This is a genomic window from Marinobacter litoralis (assembly GCF_003336705.1).
Classification (GTDB): domain Bacteria; phylum Pseudomonadota; class Gammaproteobacteria; order Pseudomonadales; family Oleiphilaceae; genus Marinobacter; species Marinobacter litoralis.
Genome location: NZ_QMDL01000003.1, coordinates 538670 through 557020 on the forward strand (window position 1 = coordinate 538670; position 18351 = coordinate 557020).

The following is an 18351-nucleotide window of genomic DNA, read 5'->3' on the forward strand; positions in this document are numbered from 1 at the left end:
CTACCCTGACCAAGCACTATGCACGGAATTAGAGATTATGAATTGGCACTCTGCGCTTCAAAGTCTTGTGCAGGGTAACGCTGCACAAGAAACAGGTAGGCGAACAGAGCCAGTGCCGCGCAGGCGGTGATGATGGTGGCCATGACTAAGGGGGTGCCATCGTGCAGGTGGCCGACTAAGGCCCCAGCGGCGGCTGCTGCGGCCATTTGGGTGAAGCCGAGTAAGGCTGAGGCGGAGCCGGCCATTTTCGGGAAATTGGCCAGCGCTCCAGCCATGCTCTGGGGCAGGATCATGCCCAGTGAGGCCATAACAGCGGCTTGCGGCAGTACCACCGCCCATGGGCTATAGAGCTGGCCATAAGCCAGTGCTGCCATGATGGCACCGGAGACAAGGCCGCCCAGCAGGCCATAGCGCAGGATTTGATCGGGGGTGTACCGGCTCGCTAAACGGATAGACGCGATGTTGCCGATCAGGTAGCCAGCGGCCGTTACGGCGTTGTAGAGGCCGAAGTGTTCGGGGGCTACGCCAAGTACCTCAATCAGCACGAAGGCAGAGCCCGACAGGTAAGCGAACAGGCCGCCATAGACGGCTGCGCTGGTGAGGGCGTAGCCGATGAAGGTGGGGTCGGTGCTGACTAAACGGTAGTTGCGCAAGAGGCTGCACATCCGGAACGGCTGGCGGTTTTCGGGCCGTAGCGGTTCCGGGATGCCGAAGGCGATGACGGCCACCATGATCAGGGCATAGGCGGCCATGACGATGAAGATCCAGTGCCAGTCAAAGATCGCGACGATGAAACCACCCAAGGTGGGCGCTATGGCGGGTGCCAGGGCCATCATGCCGGCCAGCATGGCGAGGATTTTGGCAGCGTCTCTGGGGGTATACACGTCTCTGACAATCGCGCGGGCAAGCACCGGCCCTGCGGAGCCGCCGAGGGCTTGCAGAAAGCGGAACAGTTGCAGCATTTCGATATTCGTTGCCAGCGCACAGCCAATACTCGCCAGAGCAAATATCAGCATGCCGCCAATCATGATGGGTTTGCGCCCGAAGCGGTCCGCCAATGGCCCGCAGATTAATTGCGCTAACGCAAAGCCGCCGATGTAAATGCTCAGTGTTAACTGAACTTGCGCGGTGTTCGCACCAAAATCGGTGCCGATTTGCGGAAATGCAGGCAAATACATGTCGATGGCCATTGGCGCGAGGGCAACGGCTGCGGCCAATAAAATAGTTGTCCAGATACTTGTCAGTGCGAGCATTACGAATTTGACGCCACGTTGATGGTTGCGAGGCGAGTGGGGGGGTGTCCTTCCAAAAATGTGCGCAGCCATGGATGGCGGAGCAGAAGCGCCACAGGGATGTGCCGAAGGAGCGGTTTTTGGAAGGACACCCCCACACTTGCCGTCTGCTGAGGTGATGAAGTCTAGGGGGCGAAGGCAGAAAAAATAACGCTCAGATTTTCATTGAATATATGAATGAAATCGATTGATTAGTCGTTCAAACCATTCATGGTGGCCGCGACCGAGTTTACCTGGTTGCGAAGCCAGCGGTGGGCGGGGTCGGTTTGGTGGCGGCGGTGCCAGAGCATCAGCAGGGTGAAGGGGTTGTATTCGAACGGTAGCGGCACGTAGGCGAAGTCGCGCATCAGCTGGCTGCTCATACGTTCGGGGGCAGAGGCTAGCATGGTGGTGCCTCGCAATAGCTCGGGAAGGCCCGAGAAGTTAGAGACCGTCACCATGCTTCTGCGCTGAACGCCGCGGGTATCCAGTGTGCTGTCGAGGCCGGGCTTTTCGCCGGTCGAGAACAATACCGTGATGTGGTCAGCCTTCATGTAGTCGTCCATGCCCACGGGTGCGTCGCGCATGTTCGGGTCGTAGAACACCACAATGCGATCGGCCATCAAGCCCCGTTGCATGATGTCTGTGGCCTCCGGGGCGTGGGGGCTGATCACCAGATCGCAGGCTTCTTTTCGGAGCATATCGGGGTTGGGAATACCCGAGGGAATCACCTGTAAATGAATGCCCGGTGCCTGCTCGCGCAGGATTTTCACTAAGCCCGGTAACAGCAGGTCCCGCTGGTAGTCGTTGGCGGCAATGGTGAAGGTGAACTCGGCGGTTGCCGGCTCAAACGGTGGGCCTGAAGGTAGGGTGCGGAGGTCGTCCAGCAGGTGGCGAATGTGGGGGCCGGTACGCAGTGCGTATTCGGTCGGCACGATGCCTCGCCCTGATTTTACAAACAGCGGGTCACCGAAGGCTAAGCGCAAGCGGTCCAAGGTGTGGCTGACCGCAGATTGGCTAACGCCCAGGCGAACGGCCGCGCGGGATACGCTGCTTTCATCCAGCACGGCAATGAACGTGGCCAGCGATCGAAGATCGAGATTTAATATATCAACGGATTTCATCGATTGGAGTTTAGGGCAGGGTGCCCGGATTGTCACGGTGCACCCTTATGCCAAACCCCGCCAGAGGCTCAGTCTGAGCGCGCGGCCAGCCAATCCGCCAATTCCAGCCAGCTGGCTCGTGGTGCCTTGCTGCCGGCCAGAATGCCCATGTGCCCGCCGGGCGCGACCCGGAAAGTTTTATCCACAGAGCTGACGTGGTCCATGATGCGCTTGGCGGCGCCGGGTGTTGCCAGGGTATCGGTTTCCCCGGCGATGGCCAGTAGATTGGCGTTGACGTTTTCCAGGCGCGCAAAGTCGTCGCCAATCTGGATTTGCCCTTTTGCCAACTGGTTATCAACCCAGACCCGAACCAGAGTGTCCTGAACAACGCCGCCCGGGTACGCGACCATTTTGTCGAGAAATGCCGAGGTCGTGGCGTGGTTGGTGACAAACTCCCGGTCTCCCAAGCGTACCAGCAACTCCCAGTAGCCCATGGCGCTGCCAATTGGATTGGTCAATTTGAAACCAAGTGTGTTGGCCCAGCCCGGGGTGTGGAACCAGTGCGGTTTTACTTTATGGATGTGGAAACCGGTGCGCCGGTATACCGCCCCGGAAACGTCGGCAAGCCGCTGGTAGATCATGCCGAGAACGCCAGACGCATGGCTGTCGATGGGCAGGCCGACAACGATGGCGTTGCGAATGTGCTGATCCTGGCTGAGCGCCGAATAGAACATGGTGAACATACCGCCCATGCTCCAGCCATGCAGCGATAATTCTTGCTCGCCACTGTGTTCGCGGACGCGGTTCAGGTATTCGGGCAACAGTTCTGCAACATAGGTGTGCAGGTTGTAGTGAGTATGTTCTCGCTGAGGGATGCCCCAATCAATCAAATACACCTCAAAGCCCTTGGCCCGAAGAAAGCGCACCAAGCTGCGCGTGGGGAACAGATCGTAGATCAGCATGTTCACCGCCAATGGTGGAATGATCACGATCGGGGTTTTGTGCGCTGAGCGTTCGACGGGGATGGATAGGCCATCAATTTCAATAGCGTCCTCTTCCAGAGGCGGGTAGTAACGCAGGCTGACGAGACCGTTGGTGTGTAGAGTTTCGAACGGTGTTTGCCCAGCCTGTACCAAGCTGGCTGCCTTGAAGACCCGATCGAAAGCGTTGCCGGCGTAGTGCAAGCTTTTGTGGGACAGGTCGGATGCGGTGTTGAGGGCGAGCTTTAGTGGCTTAAGCATAGTGTTTCCGTCATGCGCTAGAATCAGAGTTGCGACAAGCGTAAGGCTGAATCCATATTCAGTCCATGGCGAAATTGTCATTTAGTGCCGGCGAAAGGGTCACGTTCGGCCACTGCCCAAGGCCGTCGCGGATTGCTATGATGGCGCATCTTTTGGCGACAATAATCAAAACAGGACCACCATGCTCAGTTTTCTGCCTGCTCCCATTATCGGTGTCATCAACTCCATCCTTCTGGCCATCAATACGGTGTTCTGGTGCGTGCTGCTGTATATCCCGGCACTGTTAAAACTGGTGATTCCTCATACCGGCTTCCGAGTGCTGTGTACCAAGCTGATTATCTGGATATCCGAATCTTGGGTGGCCTGCAACACGGGCTGGATGAAACTGACCCAAGGCACCGACTGGCAGGTGATTGGCGCCGATAATCTGAAGCGGGAAAGCTGGTATCTGGTGCTCAGCAACCATCAGAGCTGGGTAGATATTTTCGCCATGCAGCGCGTGTTCAACCGCCGGGCACCGTTTCTGAAGTTTTTCCTGAAACAGCAGCTGATTTGGGTGCCGGTGATTGGCTTGGCGTGGTGGGGGCTCGATTTCCCGTTTATGAAGCGGTACACCCGGGAGTACCTGATCAAGCATCCGGAAAAGCGTGGCGAGGATTTGAAGGCCACTCGTAAGGCTTGCGAGAAATTTCGGTATACCCCGGTCAGCGTGATGAACTTTGTGGAAGGCACTCGCTTTACCAAGGCCAAACACGACAAGCAAAATTCACCGTATCAGCACTTGCTCGTTCCCAAAGCGGGCGGTGCCGCGTTTGTGCTGGATGCGATGGGTGATTCCATTGAAACTCTGGTGGATGTCACCATTGCTTACCCGAACGGCGCACCCAGCTTCTGGGATTTCCTGTGCGGCAAGGTGCCTGAAATCCGGATGGATATTCGCACCCAGCATATTCCGGAACATCTGAACGGACGGGATTACACCAACGATGCCGAGCATCGCCAGAACATGAAAAGCTGGTTGGGAGAGCTCTGGCAGGCGAAAGATGCCCGCCTGACAGGTATGCTCGACAGTCGTTCCGAGGGTGCTAATTCTTGAGGCCGCGCCCGAAGTGATGTGCATTCAGTTGAGCGCGTAAATTGGGTTTTAGCGCGACATGCTAGCCAGTGTTTGCAGTACGAGTTCCTCGCCGATTTCGCTCAGGGTCACGGTTTGCTCTATTATCTGGAAACCGTGATCGGTTGCTTTCCATTGGTGAGCCTTCTGTTGTTCAGGAGGGATGCCGTTAGAACTGAGCATGGCCTTGATGGCGCCGCTGCGAACATCCAGCACTTCGATTTCGAACGCTCGGTCGGTTAAACGGTTAAAGACCATCAACATATCTGCGTGTTCACCGAGTGCACGCATCTCAAGACGGCGCTGATCCGGGGATAATCGAGAAAAGTCACCGGTCTCCAGTGCGTTATCGGTAATCCTCATGATTGCATCGCGGTCGACGACGGTCACGCCGGCTTCCGTAAGCTGGCTGACCAAACCGCTTTGCAATTCAAAGGCAGGGCCGAGGGATACACGGTTCCGGTTTGAGCGGTATTCTGCTTGTGCCGCAGCCTGATTTGCGTCCTGTAAACTGACTTTACCGTCGGGGATTTCACCTTTAAGAGTGCCGCGTGCCGATACGACGCTTCGGCTGTTACTACTCCAGTCGCTTACCTGATCATCGAAAGCCCGGTTCCAGAACACGGCTACTCTTGGCATGTTGCTGCCATAGGCGGCTCTGAATCGCTTGAGGATGTTTTCTGCGCTTTCTTGCCGTTGAGGTGCGAAGCGTTCTTCTTGCAGATCACTCTCGGTCAGGGGCTTTTGGGCTGGGGCCATCATCGGTGCTGCTTCATGGCTGGTGCTGGCTGCAACACTCAGACCCGGCGCCAGCAGTGGCACACAAAGTGCCATGGCCAGACGTTTCATTAGTTCAACTCCCGTACTTCTACGCGGTATTGCAGAGGTTGCGTAGAGGTGGAAAGTTCACGATAAGTCGCAAGACTGTTCCCTGACACGGTGAGGCGCTGCCAGGTGGGTTTGACGTCGGTGGGTACACCGTCTTGATCAAAGAATTGGGTGCGTGCCTCAACCTGGTAGTCATAGTCGGTGTGGTTACGAAGTACGGCATAAACCTCAGTGGTGCCTGTCGCTGTTGCCCGCTGGCCATGTTGTGCCACGGTGAGCCGGTAGCGTTCGCCGTCTCCAAATATTCCACCATCCCAGGTACGGCTCAGGTTGTAATCGCTAAACACCACGGAATTCATGGTAATCGGCGCCGTGCGTTCGGTGAGACGAGTGCTGTCCGAAGGCAAGTTAGTGCAACCTGCCAGTAAGCCCAGCCCCAGGGCCGCTGCGGTGAGGGTTTTAACGATCGATTTCATTGTGTGCTTCCTTGGTTTGGTCGGCGCGAGGTGGCAAAGGCCAAACCCGCACCGCGACCATCGAATTTGAACGCTGTTGAATCGTTGAGCCCGTGAATCGGGCGCCCGTATTCATCTAGAAAACGAACTGTGACAGCTTGTCCGTCGGTAGCGGTGACCGGCATCACGTGCACGGTATCGGGTATCCCGGCCCAGTAGCGTATGTCAGCACGGGTGTTAGCTGACGCTGAAAGACCGTCTGCGGCTACGCTGATTAGACTCACCGCAGCAAAACCGGCACCGATTACCCCGCCGGCTGCGGCTCCAGCACCAGCCAGCATGCTGTTCTGGCTAACTGAGCTGAGCGTGGAGCCGACAGCGCGAGTGTTTTCTTTGAACTGAATTTGCCCTTCAACAATCCGGTCTATGGCACGGCCGCCCCGGGTTGAGGCCTGGAAGAAGATATCTTCCATGGGGTACACGGGGGACCACTGCTCGCCATTGCGAAACTCAGCCCCAATGTCTTTGAAGTTTTTTCCTCGGCGATACACCAGCTGATAATGGCCTACACCATCGCCCAGTTTGCGAGGCGAATGCCCGGTTTCAACAATTAACAAGGCATTGTCGGTAAGGTCTGGAATGGGCGCATCAGGACGGTAAAGCTTGAGCTCTTCGAAATGCTGCTCGGCCAGTTGTTCGCTGCCCATCTGAAGTGCAGACCACCCCGCTAAGTAAAGTAGCAAAGCGAAATCGGTGCTGTTTTGCTCTTCTTCGGCAAAGGCATCTTGCAGCAACCCGGCGAGAAAGCTGGCTCGTGCGTTGCCGTAGTCGCCTTCTTCTAAATAAATCAGGCCGAGGTAGAAGTACACCATGGCCCGCTCATAGGGTTCGCCTTTAAAATCCTTTTCTGCTTCTTCGTACCAGATGCTGCGGGCTTTTCTGGCGGAATCGGTGTCGGCGTAGACGTTCTCGATTTCAAGCCGAGCCTGAGTGAGGGTGTTTTTTGCCTCGTCTCGGAAACCCGACCGATAAGCTTTGACCCCGATCTCCATCAGGTTCAGTACTTTATTGCGTGTACCTTCCTCGAACAGATTTTGGAAGTCAGCCCTCAAAGGGGCTGGCTTACTGTTAACGAGCGATTGCTCCGCCGGTGCCAGTGCGGCCCGATCGTACACCTTGGGGCCGCTTGCGCAGCCGACCAACGTGCCTGCAATGGCTATGGCCAGTGCAGGCTTCAAGAAACGGTTATCGATAAACCACATTGTCACGGGCTGCCTTTCTCATTTCATAGAGGCCGCTCCACACGATCGTGCCAAGCTCAAGATCAACCATTTCGAAGCTGATTTGACTGTAACGGGACTGGGTACCGGTGTTGCGATCGATCGCGTCCAGTGATGAAATCCGGCCGCCTAGCCGAAAATCGGCCCCGGCCTGCGCTGCTGTTTTGCGAATGGTTCCGCCATCGACAGCGCCGTCGCGCTTAAGATCCCGTTCTTTCTGGACCATGTCTGAGAAGTGGCGGCCAACGAAAACCATGCGGCCATTGGCGGCGCGGTTCAGTTCGATGCGCAGGCGGTCAGTGAACATGTTGGTATTCACGACCGATGTGCTTTCGTTTTTGATGTACTCGTTATCGATGATAATGCGCGGCGGGGTAGACCGACCGGTCAGCAGCGGGTTAGCCATCATGTCGCGCATCATTTTGTCTGTTACGGCGACTACATCCTGACTCTCGATGCCTACGCCTCCCACACTGCCGGTGGTGGACACATCTTCGTAAACGCTAGGCTTGCCTTTAGCGTTGTCGATATTGCTGGCACAGCCAGACAAAACAAGGCTCGCTGTGGCCAGGGCGCAGGCCGTTTTCAATGTCGTTTTCCTGAACATTTTAATCTCCATTGGATGTTAGCGGACTTGCGCGAGTACTTCGGCCAGTTCGGGGTAGATTTGTCGAGTGGCGTTCATCGCATCTGAGTAGTTGCCGGTGGTCCCGTATTTTTCTTTTAAATAACGGGCCATGGAAGCGATATCATCGAAGCTTCGATCGGACGAGGCGCGAATGGCTTCCCAGCCTCCGGAGGCGCTGATCGCGGTCTGGCGCCCGACGCTTTTTCCGATTTCAGCACCGACAGCGCCGCCCAAAAAGCCTCCTACAAACGGAATCTGCTCCAGCGCTTTCTCGCCCAGATATGCCCCGGCGACAGCGCCGACGCCGGTGCCCGCGGTGGCACCAATGTTCGCGTTGATGGCGGAGTTGACCCACTCAGCGAGCACATCGTCACTGGTGTACGGGCTCATGTATTGGCCCTGGTTATCATGGCGCACCAACTGTTCAAGTAGTTCCTCTTGGGTCGGGATACGAATGTTCCCGTTGGCGTCGCGCAATTTGCCGCTCCGGGCGGCCATTAGCAGTTGCGGGTCTGGGGCTTTGTTGGTCATACGGTCCACCAAGCCTGCAGGCAGGGCACCGGCTTTGAGTATCTCGCGGTGATTGTCCGTCATGCCGTTGTAATAACCGGAGGGGAATTGCCGAATATCGGTTATCTGGCTGTTTACCACAACGGGTATTGCGTCTTCGTCTTTTGGATAGGCATTCAGCACCTGCACCAACAGCTCGTCGGCCGCGACGCCTTGATTCAGCTTGGCCTGGAGGTCAAAACCGTTTAAGCCTTGAGGGCCTATGAGCCAAGCTTGGTCTGATTCAGGTAGAACCTGGATATAACCCGGCAATGAGACGTGTTCCGCGTGGTAGGCCAGCGCACCCTCTTTCGGGGCGAGCTCGGCGAGGCGTGTGAGTGCCGATGGGCGGTATACCGAGTTTTGCCCCGGTCCTAACAGATAGTCCGCGAGTTCCGTGCGGGTTTGAGGGTCGGTGCGCTCAAATTCCTCGCGTTGCTGATCAATCACCGTCAGCACATGACTTTTATGAAAGTCGTATACGTAGTCTCGGGCAATTTGTTGTTGTATTGCCGGGCCTGAATCTAAGGAGCCGAAGAATAAAGCGGTCGGGAAGTAGAGTGTGAAATATGTATCGATGGTGTATTCGATTTCACTCTTTACCAACGGTTCACCTTGCCAGCTGAGTTCGTAGCTATCGGTGTAGATGTGTTCGTCGTGGGCGGGCACTAAGGTCAGAGTGACCGCGTAGAGTAGAACGCTAAGCCAGTTGGTGTCTTGATCGGTTTTTTCAGTTTGACGGGTAACGGTAAGTTCAGGTGCTAAACCGTCGGCCGGGATTAACCAATCTGGTTGATCGTCGCCCACAAGACGAAAGGGGACCAGTGCGGTTCCATGGGCTGATGGACCGGTAACCTGAACGCTGTCGGGGCTAAAATTAAAGGTCTGACAACCTGAGAGCAGAATGATCATGCTCAAACCGATAAGTGCCGTGATGGCGCGCTGAAGGCAAGTACGTGGTGTCATGGGCGAGGTATGAACGGGTCGAGACGTCATCCTTGATATCCTATAAAAGAAGTGAAAGCCAAAAGGGAAGGCCAAGCAGTATCAATAGGATGACTTTATAACCAACTTTTAATGAAGGTGTTAGGCAGGAAGCGCCAATGTGGCTGGCTTTGGAGAGATCAGTGCCGAGGGTGCTGCGAAAAAGATGAGTAAGTCATTAAAAGCAAGCCCCTTTTTCTAAAGAGGCTTGCTGTGTGTAGAAATATATATTTATGTAACGGCTCGTAAGTGTGTCCTGATTGTGGTCATGTAGAGGGTTTGGCGACTGGCACTTCGACAGCACTCTTCAGCTTGAAGTTGACCTGCCTCCGTTCATCGTCCACACCCGCAAAGCTGACGGTGACCCGCTGATCGATCTGGAAAATACGACCGTTCTTATTGTGCACCAGTCGCATCGTAATCGGATCGAAACCAAACTTGCCGTCCAAATCCCTGCAGCTGACGAAGCCTTCCAAACCGTTACAGTCCAAACGCACAAAGAAACCAGCTGGTACCGTGCGGCTGATCGTGCCTTCCATCGGTTCATCCGAAAGCGTCTTGGCAAAGTCGGCCTTTAGCCAGGTTTCCAGTGAGTTGGCGGCTTGGCGCGCTCGGAACTGAGTCGCTTGCAGCGTTTCCAGCTGGTCTTTGTTCAGTGCCGTGATGGGCGCACCCCAAAGGGCGGCTTTGATCAGCCTGTGCACGTAATAGTCCGAGAACTTACGCAGCGGCGAGGTGAACGTGGTGTACGCAGCCAGCCCCATACCTTGATGCGGCGCAGGTTCGGCGCTGAGCTCGGCGCGGGCCAATTGACGTGACAAGATGGACTTCACCGGTACTTCGGCATCCAGTTGCTCGCATTGTTTCATCAACGATTTGAAACCGTCTGCGCTACTGACGTCGATGTCCGCCAAGTGCGGGGCATAGCCTTCCAGCAGTTTACGGATGTTGTCGGCGCGATCGTCGCGCAGGCCCGGATGCTGAATGAACAGGCCGTGGCTTTGCTGGCTCAGGAAGTCTGCGGCACAGCGGTTAGCTGCGACCATGCACTCTTCCACCAAACGGTGTGCTTCGTTCTGAACAGAAGGCTCAATCAGGCGGATGCGGCGGTTTTCATCCAGACGCAGGCGGAATTCCGGGCGGTCACTGCTCAACAGTGCGTGTTCAGAGCGCCACTTGCGAAGGGCTGTGGCTACTTGATGCAGTTGATCCAAGCTGTTGCTGACGTCGTCTGGCAACGCGTTGATTTCATCGTCTTCCCGGCCTTCGATCAGGTGGGCGACCAGCTCGTAACTCAGCTTGCCTTTAGAGCGGATGACCGCTTGGTGGAAGCTGTAATCACCAAGGCTGCCATCGTTGTTCACTTGCAGATCACACACCAGAGCCAGGCGCGGAACATCGGGCATCAGCGAGCACAAGCGGGTGCTGATGCTGTCTGGCAGCATGGGCAAGGGCTCACCGGGGAAATAAATTGCGGTGGCTCGATTGAAGGCTTCCTGCTCGGCCGGGCTGTTGGGTTCGATCAACGCCGAGGGATCGGCGATGGCGATCGACAGAGTCCAGCCGGTGGCGTTTGGCGTTGCCTTCAGGGCATCGTCCATGTCCTGGGTGCCCGGGCTATCTATGGTCACATACGGCTGCTCGGTGCGGTCTTCGCGGCTGTCTGCGACAGCGGCGATGCTTTCTTCGGTCAGGCTGTCGGCTTGTTGCTGAACGGGCTCCGGCCAAGCGTCGGCCAGGTCGAAGTTGGCCAGGGTAAAGGCACGCTCAATGCCGGGCTCGCCGGCTTTGCCGATAATGCGCAAGATTCTGGCTTGGCCTTTGCCATCCTTGATCGGGTGGCGGTGAATCTGACAATACACGAAATCATCAGGCTCAGCGCCCATGCGTTCTTTCGGCGGAATGAAAATCCAGCGGTTGATGCCCGGGGTTTCCGGTGCCACAAAATGGCCTTTGCCTTTGACCAAATAACGGCCCACAAAAGTGTTCAGGCTGGTTTCAAGAAGCTCGTCGATGACGCCCTGGGTTTTGCCTTTATCGGCTTCCTGCTCTGTGATGTTTACCCGGTCGCCGGGTAATACTTTCTGCATCTCCTCGGGTGGCAGGAACACGTCCCGGCCTTCATCGAGGGCAACGAACCCAAAACGCCCGTTGGTGGACTTAACGGTTCCGGGGAAGACCACCTTGTTTTCTTTGATATCGGTTTTCAGCTGGCGCAACTGATTGAGAGCGTCGGCATTGAGCATGAAGAAGTAACCTGGGCTTAAAATGGATGATGCAGCGAAGTATAACGGTTCTGCCAGTGTGAGTCAGATTTGTCGGCGGGGCTTTTTGTCTAAGACAAGTCCGGTTGAGGCCTAGAAGCCTCAACCGCAGTTTCGGTTCGATCAGTTGTGTTCGGCAAAGACCCGGGTTTGGCCTTGGTCGTTGAATAGAATCACTTTGTAGTGGTCTTTTCGATCACCCATCTCCATGCCCGGAGAGCCTGCCGGCATGCCCGGAACACTCAATCCGGTGGCCTTGGGTGCTTCGCTGAGCAAGCGTTTGATGTCATCAGCCGGTACGTGACCTTCAATAACATAACCGTTCACGGTCGCTGTGTGGCAGCTACCCAGTCCGGGAACCAGGCCGGCTTCGGCTTTGATTCTGCCCATGTCGTTGCTGTTGGTGGCCGTCACGTCAAAACCGTTTTCTTCGAGATGGTCTATCCAGTCGCCACAGCAGCCGCAGGTCGGCGATTTGTACACGTGAATACTCGGGGCCGCGCCGCCGGCAAGGGCGGTGGTTGAGAATCCCAGAGCAGCCATCAGGCCGAAGGCCAGAGTGTGTTTTTTCATGGTGGTTACCTCAGTGATGATGTTGGTTATCTGTGGAATTTTTGTCTGAACCGGAAAGCCAGAACCACCACACAATGGCGGCCATGAGCGCAAGACCGCTGATATTGACCAGGAAAGTTGTCATTAGTTCGGCTCCTTGTGCTGAACGGGTTTCTGACTGGTTTTGAATAACCGCAGGCGGTTGGCGTTAGTCACCACGGTCACTGACGACAACGACATGGCCGCGCCGGCCAGAATCGGGCTCATCAGAATGCCCCACAGGGGGTACAACAGACCAGCCGCCACGGGGATGCCCAAGGTGTTGTAAATAAAGGCGCCAAACAGGTTCTGCCGAATATTCTTAACCGTGGCCTGAGAAATCTCGATGGCATCGGGCACGCCGTGCAAGGAACCGCGCATTAGCGTGATGGACGCGCTTTCGATGGCCACGTCGGTGCCGGTGCCGATGGCAAAGCCGACATCGGAAGCGGCCAGAGCCGGTGCATCGTTAATGCCGTCACCAACCATGGCTACGGTATAGCCTTGTTTGCGCATCTCGTTCACCACGTCGGCTTTGTCTTCCGGCAGCACCTCTGCGCGGAAATCATCGATTCCAGCTGCGTCAGAGATCGCCCGGGCTGTGGCCTCGATATCACCGGTCACCATCATGACTTTAATGCCGGAGTCATGCAGGCGCTCAATGGCCGCTTTGGAGTCGGGTTTGATGGCATCGGCAACCCCGATCACACCGAGAACGCTATTGCCAAGCGCCAGATACAGCGGCGTACCGGCCTCATCGGTAATGCCTTTCGCGGCATCAGACAGGCTATTAACGGATAAACCTTCGGCTTCCAGCCAGCGCCGGTTACCCAAACGCAGGGATTGGCCATTGGCTTGCCCAATCACCCCTTTGCCGTTCAGAGCCTCGAACCCGGATACCTTGTCGGGAGTGATGTTTTCTTCCTTTGCCTTCGCCACAATGGCTTCTGCCAAGGGGTGCTCAGAGTGCTGCTCCAATCCGGCGGCCAACGCCAGTAGTTTATTGTCATCGCCATCAAGCGCATGAACCCGGGTCACCGCCGGATGACCCTCGGTGATCGTGCCGGTTTTATCCAGAATCACCAGGTCAATCTTACCGGCGGTTTGCAGGGCATCGCCTTGGCGAATCAGCACGCCGTATTCCGCGGCTTTACCAACGCCCACCATCACCGACATAGGGGTTGCCAGGCCCAACGCACAAGGGCAGGCGATAATCAGTACCGTGGTTGCGGCCACCATCATGTGCACCACCGCCGGCTCTGGCCCAACGTTGTACCAGACTAATGCCGAGACAACGGCAATCAGCATCACCGAGGGTACGAACACGGAAGAGATCTTATCTGCCAATCGACCTATAGCCGGTTTTGAACCTTGCGCCTTCTTCACCAGTTTGATGATTTGCGCCAGTGCGGTTTCGCTACCCACCCGTGTGGCTTCATAAACAATGGAACCGTGGGTGTTCAGGGTGCCGGCGGACACCTCATCGCCTTCGACTTTGCTGGCGGGCATGGGTTCACCGGTGAGCATGCTTTCGTCAATGCGGGTAGAGCCTTCAACAATCACGCCATCGACAGGCAGTTTTTCCCCGGGGCGAACGCGAATACGATCGCCTTTCTGAACGTCTTCTACCGGAATGTCCTGCTCGTCGCCGTCCCGAATCACCCGGGCGGTTTTTGCCCGAAGATCCAATAGCCGCCGCACCGCTTCCGAGGTTTTGCCTTTGGCGCGCAGCTCCAAAGCCTGTCCGAGATTGATCAAACCGATGATCATCGCCGACGCTTCAAAATACACATGCCGCGCCATCTCCGGCAGCGCCTCCGGAATGCTCACCACCACAATGGAATACAGCCACGCCGTGCCAGTGCCCAACGCAATCAAGGTATCCATATTGGCGTTGTGATGCTTGAACGCCTTCCAGGCGCCAATATAAAAATGACCACCGGTCGCAATCATCACGCCTAAGGTCAGGATGCCGAGATTGAGCCAAGTGATCTGGTTATCGCTCGACACCATCATCGAACCAAAACCCATGCCCCAAATCATTAACGCAATACCCAGCCCCAAACTGATGGCCATTTTGACCAACAGGGCTTTGTACTGTTTTTTGTCTTCTTCTTGCTTGCGATCGTCGGCCGCGTCTTCGTCTTCAATCTTACTGGCGCCGTAGCCCGCGCTCTCAATGGCCTGAATCAACCGGGCAGAATCCGCAGCACCCGTGGCGGTGGCGGTGTTGTCCGCCAGATTCATGTGCGCATGAGTGACACCGGGCACCGACAACAGCGCCTTCTCGATAGTATTCACACAGGAAGCACAAGTAGCGCCGGATACTGCTAAATGCACCTGATCTTCGCCGGAAGCCTCGGCCGGTTTCGCCTGAGCGCCTTCTTTCGGTTTTGCCGGCTCTGACTGACCTTCAGTGCCTTCGGGGGCATCGCTCTTCTTCGACGCGCAACAGCTCGACGAGGGCTCCTCAGCCACAACCGGCTCTGCCGGATAGCCGGTATCCGACACAATCTTCGCGGCCTCGGCTTTATCCACATTCTCGGGCAGGGCAACCGTTTGTGCCTCTAAATCGACCTCAACCAGATCGGCATCTCCGGTTAACGGCTCCAGAGCGTTGCGAATTTTCTTCACGCAACCCTGACACGAGGCTCCGGAAATACTCAGAGCGGTATTCAAACCAGATGCTTCGCTCATGACTCAATGCTCCTTATCTGAACAAGTAGCTGGATCGTCCCAATGCTCAATCAACCGACAAATCGTATGCCCGTCCGGTGTACCATCCGGCATCTCCTGCCAGGCCGACAACGCCGACACCATCCGGGTGCGTAACTGCTGCAACTCCGCAATCTCTCGTTCCACCTCCGCCAACCGCTGCTCAAACACATCGCGAACCATCGGGCATGGCGAATGATGTTCGTCTGCCTGCCCCAAAATCTGCCGAATCTCCGGCAACGAAAAACCCAGCTGCCGAGCCTTCCGGGCAAACCGCAATCGCCGAAGATCCTCGGCATCGTAGTACTGATAATTGTTGTCCGGATTACGACTGGGCCGCAGCAAGCCTTCCCGGGTATAAAACCGAACGGTATCCGGGGTGACATCGGCAGCGGTGGCGAGTTCTTTGACTTTCATAACGTAAAATCCCCCAGTCAGTCCATGGGCAGAAGGGAAGCCCCGTCAGAGGTTGCGGAGTCTTGGTGTGGGTGGCGCTTCCGAAAATGTTCGGAGCCAAGGATGGCGGAGACAAGCTTACAGGGATGTACTGGCAGCGGTTTTCGGAAGCGCCACCCACACCGAGACGGCGATCTCCCAAACTTATAGCAGAATCTTAAAACCTATGACCCACTCACAGGTCAAAGGTTTCAGGAAGAAGAGTTTTTAGAACGCAGAAAAACACCACAAGACTTACATTGATCCGGCGCCATCAACTTGGCCTGCCAGCCAATCTTCGTGCCGCAAGCCGGACAAGCCAACCGCAACTGCAACACAATGATCGGAATCACCAGCAACACCAGAAGCACCCCAAGGCCGCCCCAGTCATCACCCGACGAAATCCCCAGCTGACTGCTGAACACCAGCACCAGAATCAACGCAAAAAACGCAAACACGAAATAATTGCGGTTCCAGCGCTCCCAGCGACGAAGCTTCGCGTCCTGCTCCGAAGACAAATACCTGGCAGACATATGCATCACACCCAAAGAAAAACAGACCACAAAGTTTGCAGTGCCGGTGCGTTAATTACAATTCGGAAGTGGCCGGCTGGCCGGTAAACAAGGCACCCTCACGGATCGCCTTCTCCAATTCTGCACCGGGAATCGGGCGGCTGATTAAATACCCCTGTGCCAAATTGCACCGGTGAGCCTGTAGAAAATGCAGCTGATCTTCCGTTTCCACACCCTCGGCCACCACCTGAATACCCAGGTTATGGGCCAGATTAATCACCGCACGGGTAATCACCGCATCGTCATGACGCTCCGTCACATTGGTAATGAACGACCGGTCAATCTTCAGCTGGTCAACCGGGAAATCTCGTAGATAACCCAAGGATGAATAACCCACGCCGAAATCATCAATCGCCAGACGCGTGCCCAATTGATGCAGCTGTGACAACTGACTACGATTCTGAGCAATGTTCTGAATGAAAATCTCTTCAGTCAACTCAAGCTCAAGCATGTGCGGAGCAATATTTTCAGTGGTCAGAGCATCCCGCACGTGGTCCACCAAAGTGGCATCTTCCAGTTCCCGACCGGATAAATTCACCGCAATTCGCAAATGCCCGCACGCAGTGCCTTTCCAGCGAGCCAATTGACGGCAAGCGGCCAATACCACCCATCGGCCAATCTCGGTAATGCGCCCACTCTCTTCCGCCAACGGAATAAACTCGACCGGCGACAACAAGCCGCGAGTCGGGTGCTGCCAACGAATGAGGGCTTCCACGTTATTGATCTCACCCGTGTCGAGATTCAACTGAGGTTGGTAATACAAAACAAATTCATCGTTCGCCAAGGCCTCGCTGAGATCCTTGTCGAGCTCCAACCGCATCATCTCTTTCTCTTGCATACCTTCGGTATAGAACTGATAGGTATTGCGGCCCTGATCCTTGGCCCGGTAAAGAGCAATATCCGCATTGCGAAGCAGAGTGTCGGCATCCTGGCCGCTTTGGGGATATACGGAAACGCCCATGGTGGCGGTGATCTGGTGAACTTGCCCCATGGCTTCGAAAGGTTCGGCAAAGCACTGTTTGATCTCGCCAATCAGATGGATGACATCGTCAATGTCGTCCATCTGTTGTTGGCAAATCATAAACTCGTCACCACCTGAGTAGGCCACAAGAATGGTTTCGCTACTGAGGCAATTCAGCCGTTCCGAAACCTTGATCAACAGCTCGTCACCGAATTGGTGGCCCAGGGTGTCGTTGAGAACCTGAAAGCGGTCAAGATCGATCATCACCAAAGCAACCTGGCGCATTTGGCGATCAGCAATATTTAACGTGTGCGACAGGTCTTCCATGAAGAAACGACGGTTGGCCAGGCCGGTTAAGGTATCTGTGGACGCCAAGCGTTCCAGATCAACCTGCACCGCGACCCGTTCATCGACCTGACGCTCCAATTCCAGCCGCGTTCTGAGCAGTGAGTTTGTACGCTTGAAGATCATCTGCCCCAACAGCGTGGTCAGACTGGCCAAAACTCCCATCAGGATGACGCTGACAAAGGTGATGCTTGGCCATTGGCTGCGTTGATTCTCGACCCAGTCCTTGGTGGGGCTCAGGGCAAGATGCCAATCCAGCGAGGGCAGGTTAACCGGCACGGATTCGCGAAATACGGCACTGATATCACTTGAGGTGTTCAGGGCGTAGCTGGGTTCACCGCGTTGCAGTATTTCAACCTGAAACTGGTCGATAACGCGTGCCGTTAACAGTTGTTTTGCCAGTACCTGCATTTTGAAAACACCGGCTATAAAACCATTATTCTCCGAGCCTTGACCGACGGGGTGGTAGGTCACAATACCTTTAGGACCTTGGCGGAGGTCGATAATACCTGAGATGTCCGGCTGACCGGTTTCAGCCGAGCGTTCCAGAGCCCGGCGTCGCTGTTCGTTAAAGGCTACGTTGTAACCGATAACCGTTTGATTCTCGGTAACGGGTTCCAGCCATCGAATAATGAAATCTTTATCAATCCACTCGATGGCTTGATAAATGCCAAAGTCGTTGAGGTAGGTGTGGGCGTCGGCTTGCCAAACGGATTTTGACGGGTAAACGTTGTTGTTCATGCGCGCGGCCATTCGGCCCAAGGCGCCTGCCTGTATCGAAAACTCGCGCTCCAGATTGTTAGCCAGGGCATGGGCTTCGTTGGCCAGATTGGCTTGAATCTGATGGGTGTCTTTTTGGATAAGGCCAGCTCGAAGCGCCCAAGCTAAGGCAAAAAACGCTAAAAAAATAACAGCCGCGAAGACAGGGCTTTTTAGGACGCGCGTTACAAACGGCATGGTGCGCTGTGCTGGGGTCACGCTCTGCTCCGGGTTTACCTTGGCGTATTACTAGGGG

15 protein-coding genes are annotated in these 18351 nt (G+C 55.6%); 1 reads left to right on the forward strand and 14 read right to left on the reverse strand.

Annotated features, from left to right (window positions below; genetic code table 11):
- Window positions 1–35: 35 nt before the first annotated feature.
- The 3 genes from DOQ08_RS12165 to DOQ08_RS12175 form a co-directional block, all read right to left on the reverse strand.
- A complete protein-coding gene (locus DOQ08_RS12165; protein ID WP_114335218.1) occupies window positions 36–1253 on the reverse strand; it encodes a Bcr/CflA family multidrug efflux MFS transporter in 1218 nt (405 codons plus the stop codon).
- 230 nt (window positions 1254–1483) lie between these two features.
- Window positions 1484–2395 carry a LysR family transcriptional regulator gene (locus DOQ08_RS12170; protein ID WP_114335219.1) on the reverse strand — a complete coding sequence of 304 codons (912 nt, stop codon included), beginning with the start codon at window positions 2393–2395 and terminating at the stop codon, window positions 1484–1486.
- Window positions 2396–2463: 68 nt separating this feature from the next.
- Window positions 2464–3615: an alpha/beta fold hydrolase gene (locus DOQ08_RS12175; protein WP_114335220.1), complete on the reverse strand. Its 1152-nt coding sequence runs from the start codon at window positions 3613–3615 to the stop codon at window positions 2464–2466.
- Between the two features lie 181 nt (window positions 3616–3796).
- Here DOQ08_RS12175 and DOQ08_RS12180 point away from each other — a divergent pair, with 181 nt between their 5' ends.
- Complete coding sequence (locus DOQ08_RS12180; RefSeq protein WP_114335221.1) at window positions 3797–4711, forward strand: acyltransferase; 915 nt, start codon at window positions 3797–3799, stop codon at window positions 4709–4711.
- Window positions 4712–4759: 48 nt separating this feature from the next.
- Here the strand turns inward: DOQ08_RS12180 and DOQ08_RS12185 are convergent, their stop codons facing one another.
- The 11 genes from DOQ08_RS12185 to DOQ08_RS12235 all read right to left on the reverse strand — a co-directional run bounded on the left by DOQ08_RS12185 (window position 4760) and on the right by DOQ08_RS12235 (window position 18314).
- Window positions 4760–5578 carry a hypothetical protein gene (locus DOQ08_RS12185; RefSeq protein WP_114335222.1) on the reverse strand — a complete coding sequence of 273 codons (819 nt, stop codon included), beginning with the start codon at window positions 5576–5578 and terminating at the stop codon, window positions 4760–4762.
- Window positions 5578–6033: a YcfL family protein gene (locus tag DOQ08_RS12190; protein ID WP_114335223.1), complete on the reverse strand. Its 456-nt coding sequence runs from the start codon at window positions 6031–6033 to the stop codon at window positions 5578–5580. The genes DOQ08_RS12185 and DOQ08_RS12190 overlap by 1 nt, the downstream gene beginning before the upstream one ends.
- Complete coding sequence (locus DOQ08_RS12195) at window positions 6030–7274, reverse strand: hypothetical protein (RefSeq protein WP_114335224.1); 1245 nt, start codon at window positions 7272–7274, stop codon at window positions 6030–6032. Before DOQ08_RS12195 ends, DOQ08_RS12190 begins: the two co-directional genes overlap by 4 nt.
- A complete protein-coding gene (locus tag DOQ08_RS12200) occupies window positions 7258–7899 on the reverse strand; it encodes a penicillin-binding protein activator LpoB (protein WP_114335225.1) in 642 nt (213 codons plus the stop codon). Before DOQ08_RS12200 ends, DOQ08_RS12195 begins: the two co-directional genes overlap by 17 nt.
- 18 nt (window positions 7900–7917) lie before the next feature.
- Window positions 7918–9465, reverse strand: coding sequence for a carboxyl-terminal protease-like protein (locus DOQ08_RS12205; protein WP_114335226.1), 1548 nt, complete (start codon window positions 9463–9465; stop codon window positions 7918–7920).
- 254 nt (window positions 9466–9719) lie between these two features.
- Window positions 9720–11699 carry a ribonuclease R family protein gene (locus tag DOQ08_RS12210; protein ID WP_114335227.1) on the reverse strand — a complete coding sequence of 660 codons (1980 nt, stop codon included), beginning with the start codon at window positions 11697–11699 and terminating at the stop codon, window positions 9720–9722.
- Window positions 11700–11840: 141 nt separating this feature from the next.
- Window positions 11841–12290, reverse strand: a complete 450-nt coding sequence (locus tag DOQ08_RS12215; RefSeq protein WP_114335228.1) for a DUF411 domain-containing protein — start codon at window positions 12288–12290, stop codon at window positions 11841–11843.
- Window positions 12291–12413: 123 nt separating this feature from the next.
- Window positions 12414–15005 carry a heavy metal translocating P-type ATPase gene (locus DOQ08_RS12220; RefSeq protein WP_114335229.1) on the reverse strand — a complete coding sequence of 864 codons (2592 nt, stop codon included), beginning with the start codon at window positions 15003–15005 and terminating at the stop codon, window positions 12414–12416.
- A 3-nt stretch (window positions 15006–15008) separates the two neighbouring features.
- A complete protein-coding gene (locus tag DOQ08_RS12225; protein ID WP_114335230.1) occupies window positions 15009–15440 on the reverse strand; it encodes a MerR family transcriptional regulator in 432 nt (143 codons plus the stop codon).
- A gap of 230 nt (window positions 15441–15670) precedes the next feature.
- Window positions 15671–15991, reverse strand: coding sequence for a hypothetical protein (locus DOQ08_RS12230; RefSeq protein WP_114335231.1), 321 nt, complete (start codon window positions 15989–15991; stop codon window positions 15671–15673).
- A gap of 55 nt (window positions 15992–16046) precedes the next feature.
- Window positions 16047–18314: a bifunctional diguanylate cyclase/phosphodiesterase gene (locus tag DOQ08_RS12235; protein WP_227537646.1), complete on the reverse strand. Its 2268-nt coding sequence runs from the start codon at window positions 18312–18314 to the stop codon at window positions 16047–16049.
- Window positions 18315–18351: the final 37 nt, after the last annotated feature.

What these genes read in the sequence shown, in the direction of transcription:
- DOQ08_RS12165 (WP_114335218.1), bottom strand. Translation starts at nt 1,253, where the DNA reads ATGCTCGCACTGACAAGTATCTGGACAACTATTTTATTGGCCGCAGCC.
- DOQ08_RS12170 (WP_114335219.1), bottom strand. Translation starts at nt 2,395, where the DNA reads ATGAAATCCGTTGATATATTAAATCTCGATCTTCGATCGCTGGCCACG.
- DOQ08_RS12175 (WP_114335220.1), bottom strand. Translation starts at nt 3,615, where the DNA reads ATGCTTAAGCCACTAAAGCTCGCCCTCAACACCGCATCCGACCTGTCC.
- DOQ08_RS12180 (WP_114335221.1), top strand. Translation starts at nt 3,797, where the DNA reads ATGCTCAGTTTTCTGCCTGCTCCCATTATCGGTGTCATCAACTCCATC.
- DOQ08_RS12185 (WP_114335222.1), bottom strand. Translation starts at nt 5,578, where the DNA reads ATGAAACGTCTGGCCATGGCACTTTGTGTGCCACTGCTGGCGCCGGGT.
- DOQ08_RS12190 (WP_114335223.1), bottom strand. Translation starts at nt 6,033, where the DNA reads ATGAAATCGATCGTTAAAACCCTCACCGCAGCGGCCCTGGGGCTGGGC.
- DOQ08_RS12195 (WP_114335224.1), bottom strand. Translation starts at nt 7,274, where the DNA reads ATGTGGTTTATCGATAACCGTTTCTTGAAGCCTGCACTGGCCATAGCC.
- DOQ08_RS12200 (WP_114335225.1), bottom strand. Translation starts at nt 7,899, where the DNA reads ATGTTCAGGAAAACGACATTGAAAACGGCCTGCGCCCTGGCCACAGCG.
- DOQ08_RS12205 (WP_114335226.1), bottom strand. Translation starts at nt 9,465, where the DNA reads ATGACGTCTCGACCCGTTCATACCTCGCCCATGACACCACGTACTTGC.
- DOQ08_RS12210 (WP_114335227.1), bottom strand. Translation starts at nt 11,699, where the DNA reads ATGCTCAATGCCGACGCTCTCAATCAGTTGCGCCAGCTGAAAACCGAT.
- DOQ08_RS12215 (WP_114335228.1), bottom strand. Translation starts at nt 12,290, where the DNA reads ATGAAAAAACACACTCTGGCCTTCGGCCTGATGGCTGCTCTGGGATTC.
- DOQ08_RS12220 (WP_114335229.1), bottom strand. Translation starts at nt 15,005, where the DNA reads ATGAGCGAAGCATCTGGTTTGAATACCGCTCTGAGTATTTCCGGAGCC.
- DOQ08_RS12225 (WP_114335230.1), bottom strand. Translation starts at nt 15,440, where the DNA reads ATGAAAGTCAAAGAACTCGCCACCGCTGCCGATGTCACCCCGGATACC.
- DOQ08_RS12230 (WP_114335231.1), bottom strand. Translation starts at nt 15,991, where the DNA reads ATGTCTGCCAGGTATTTGTCTTCGGAGCAGGACGCGAAGCTTCGTCGC.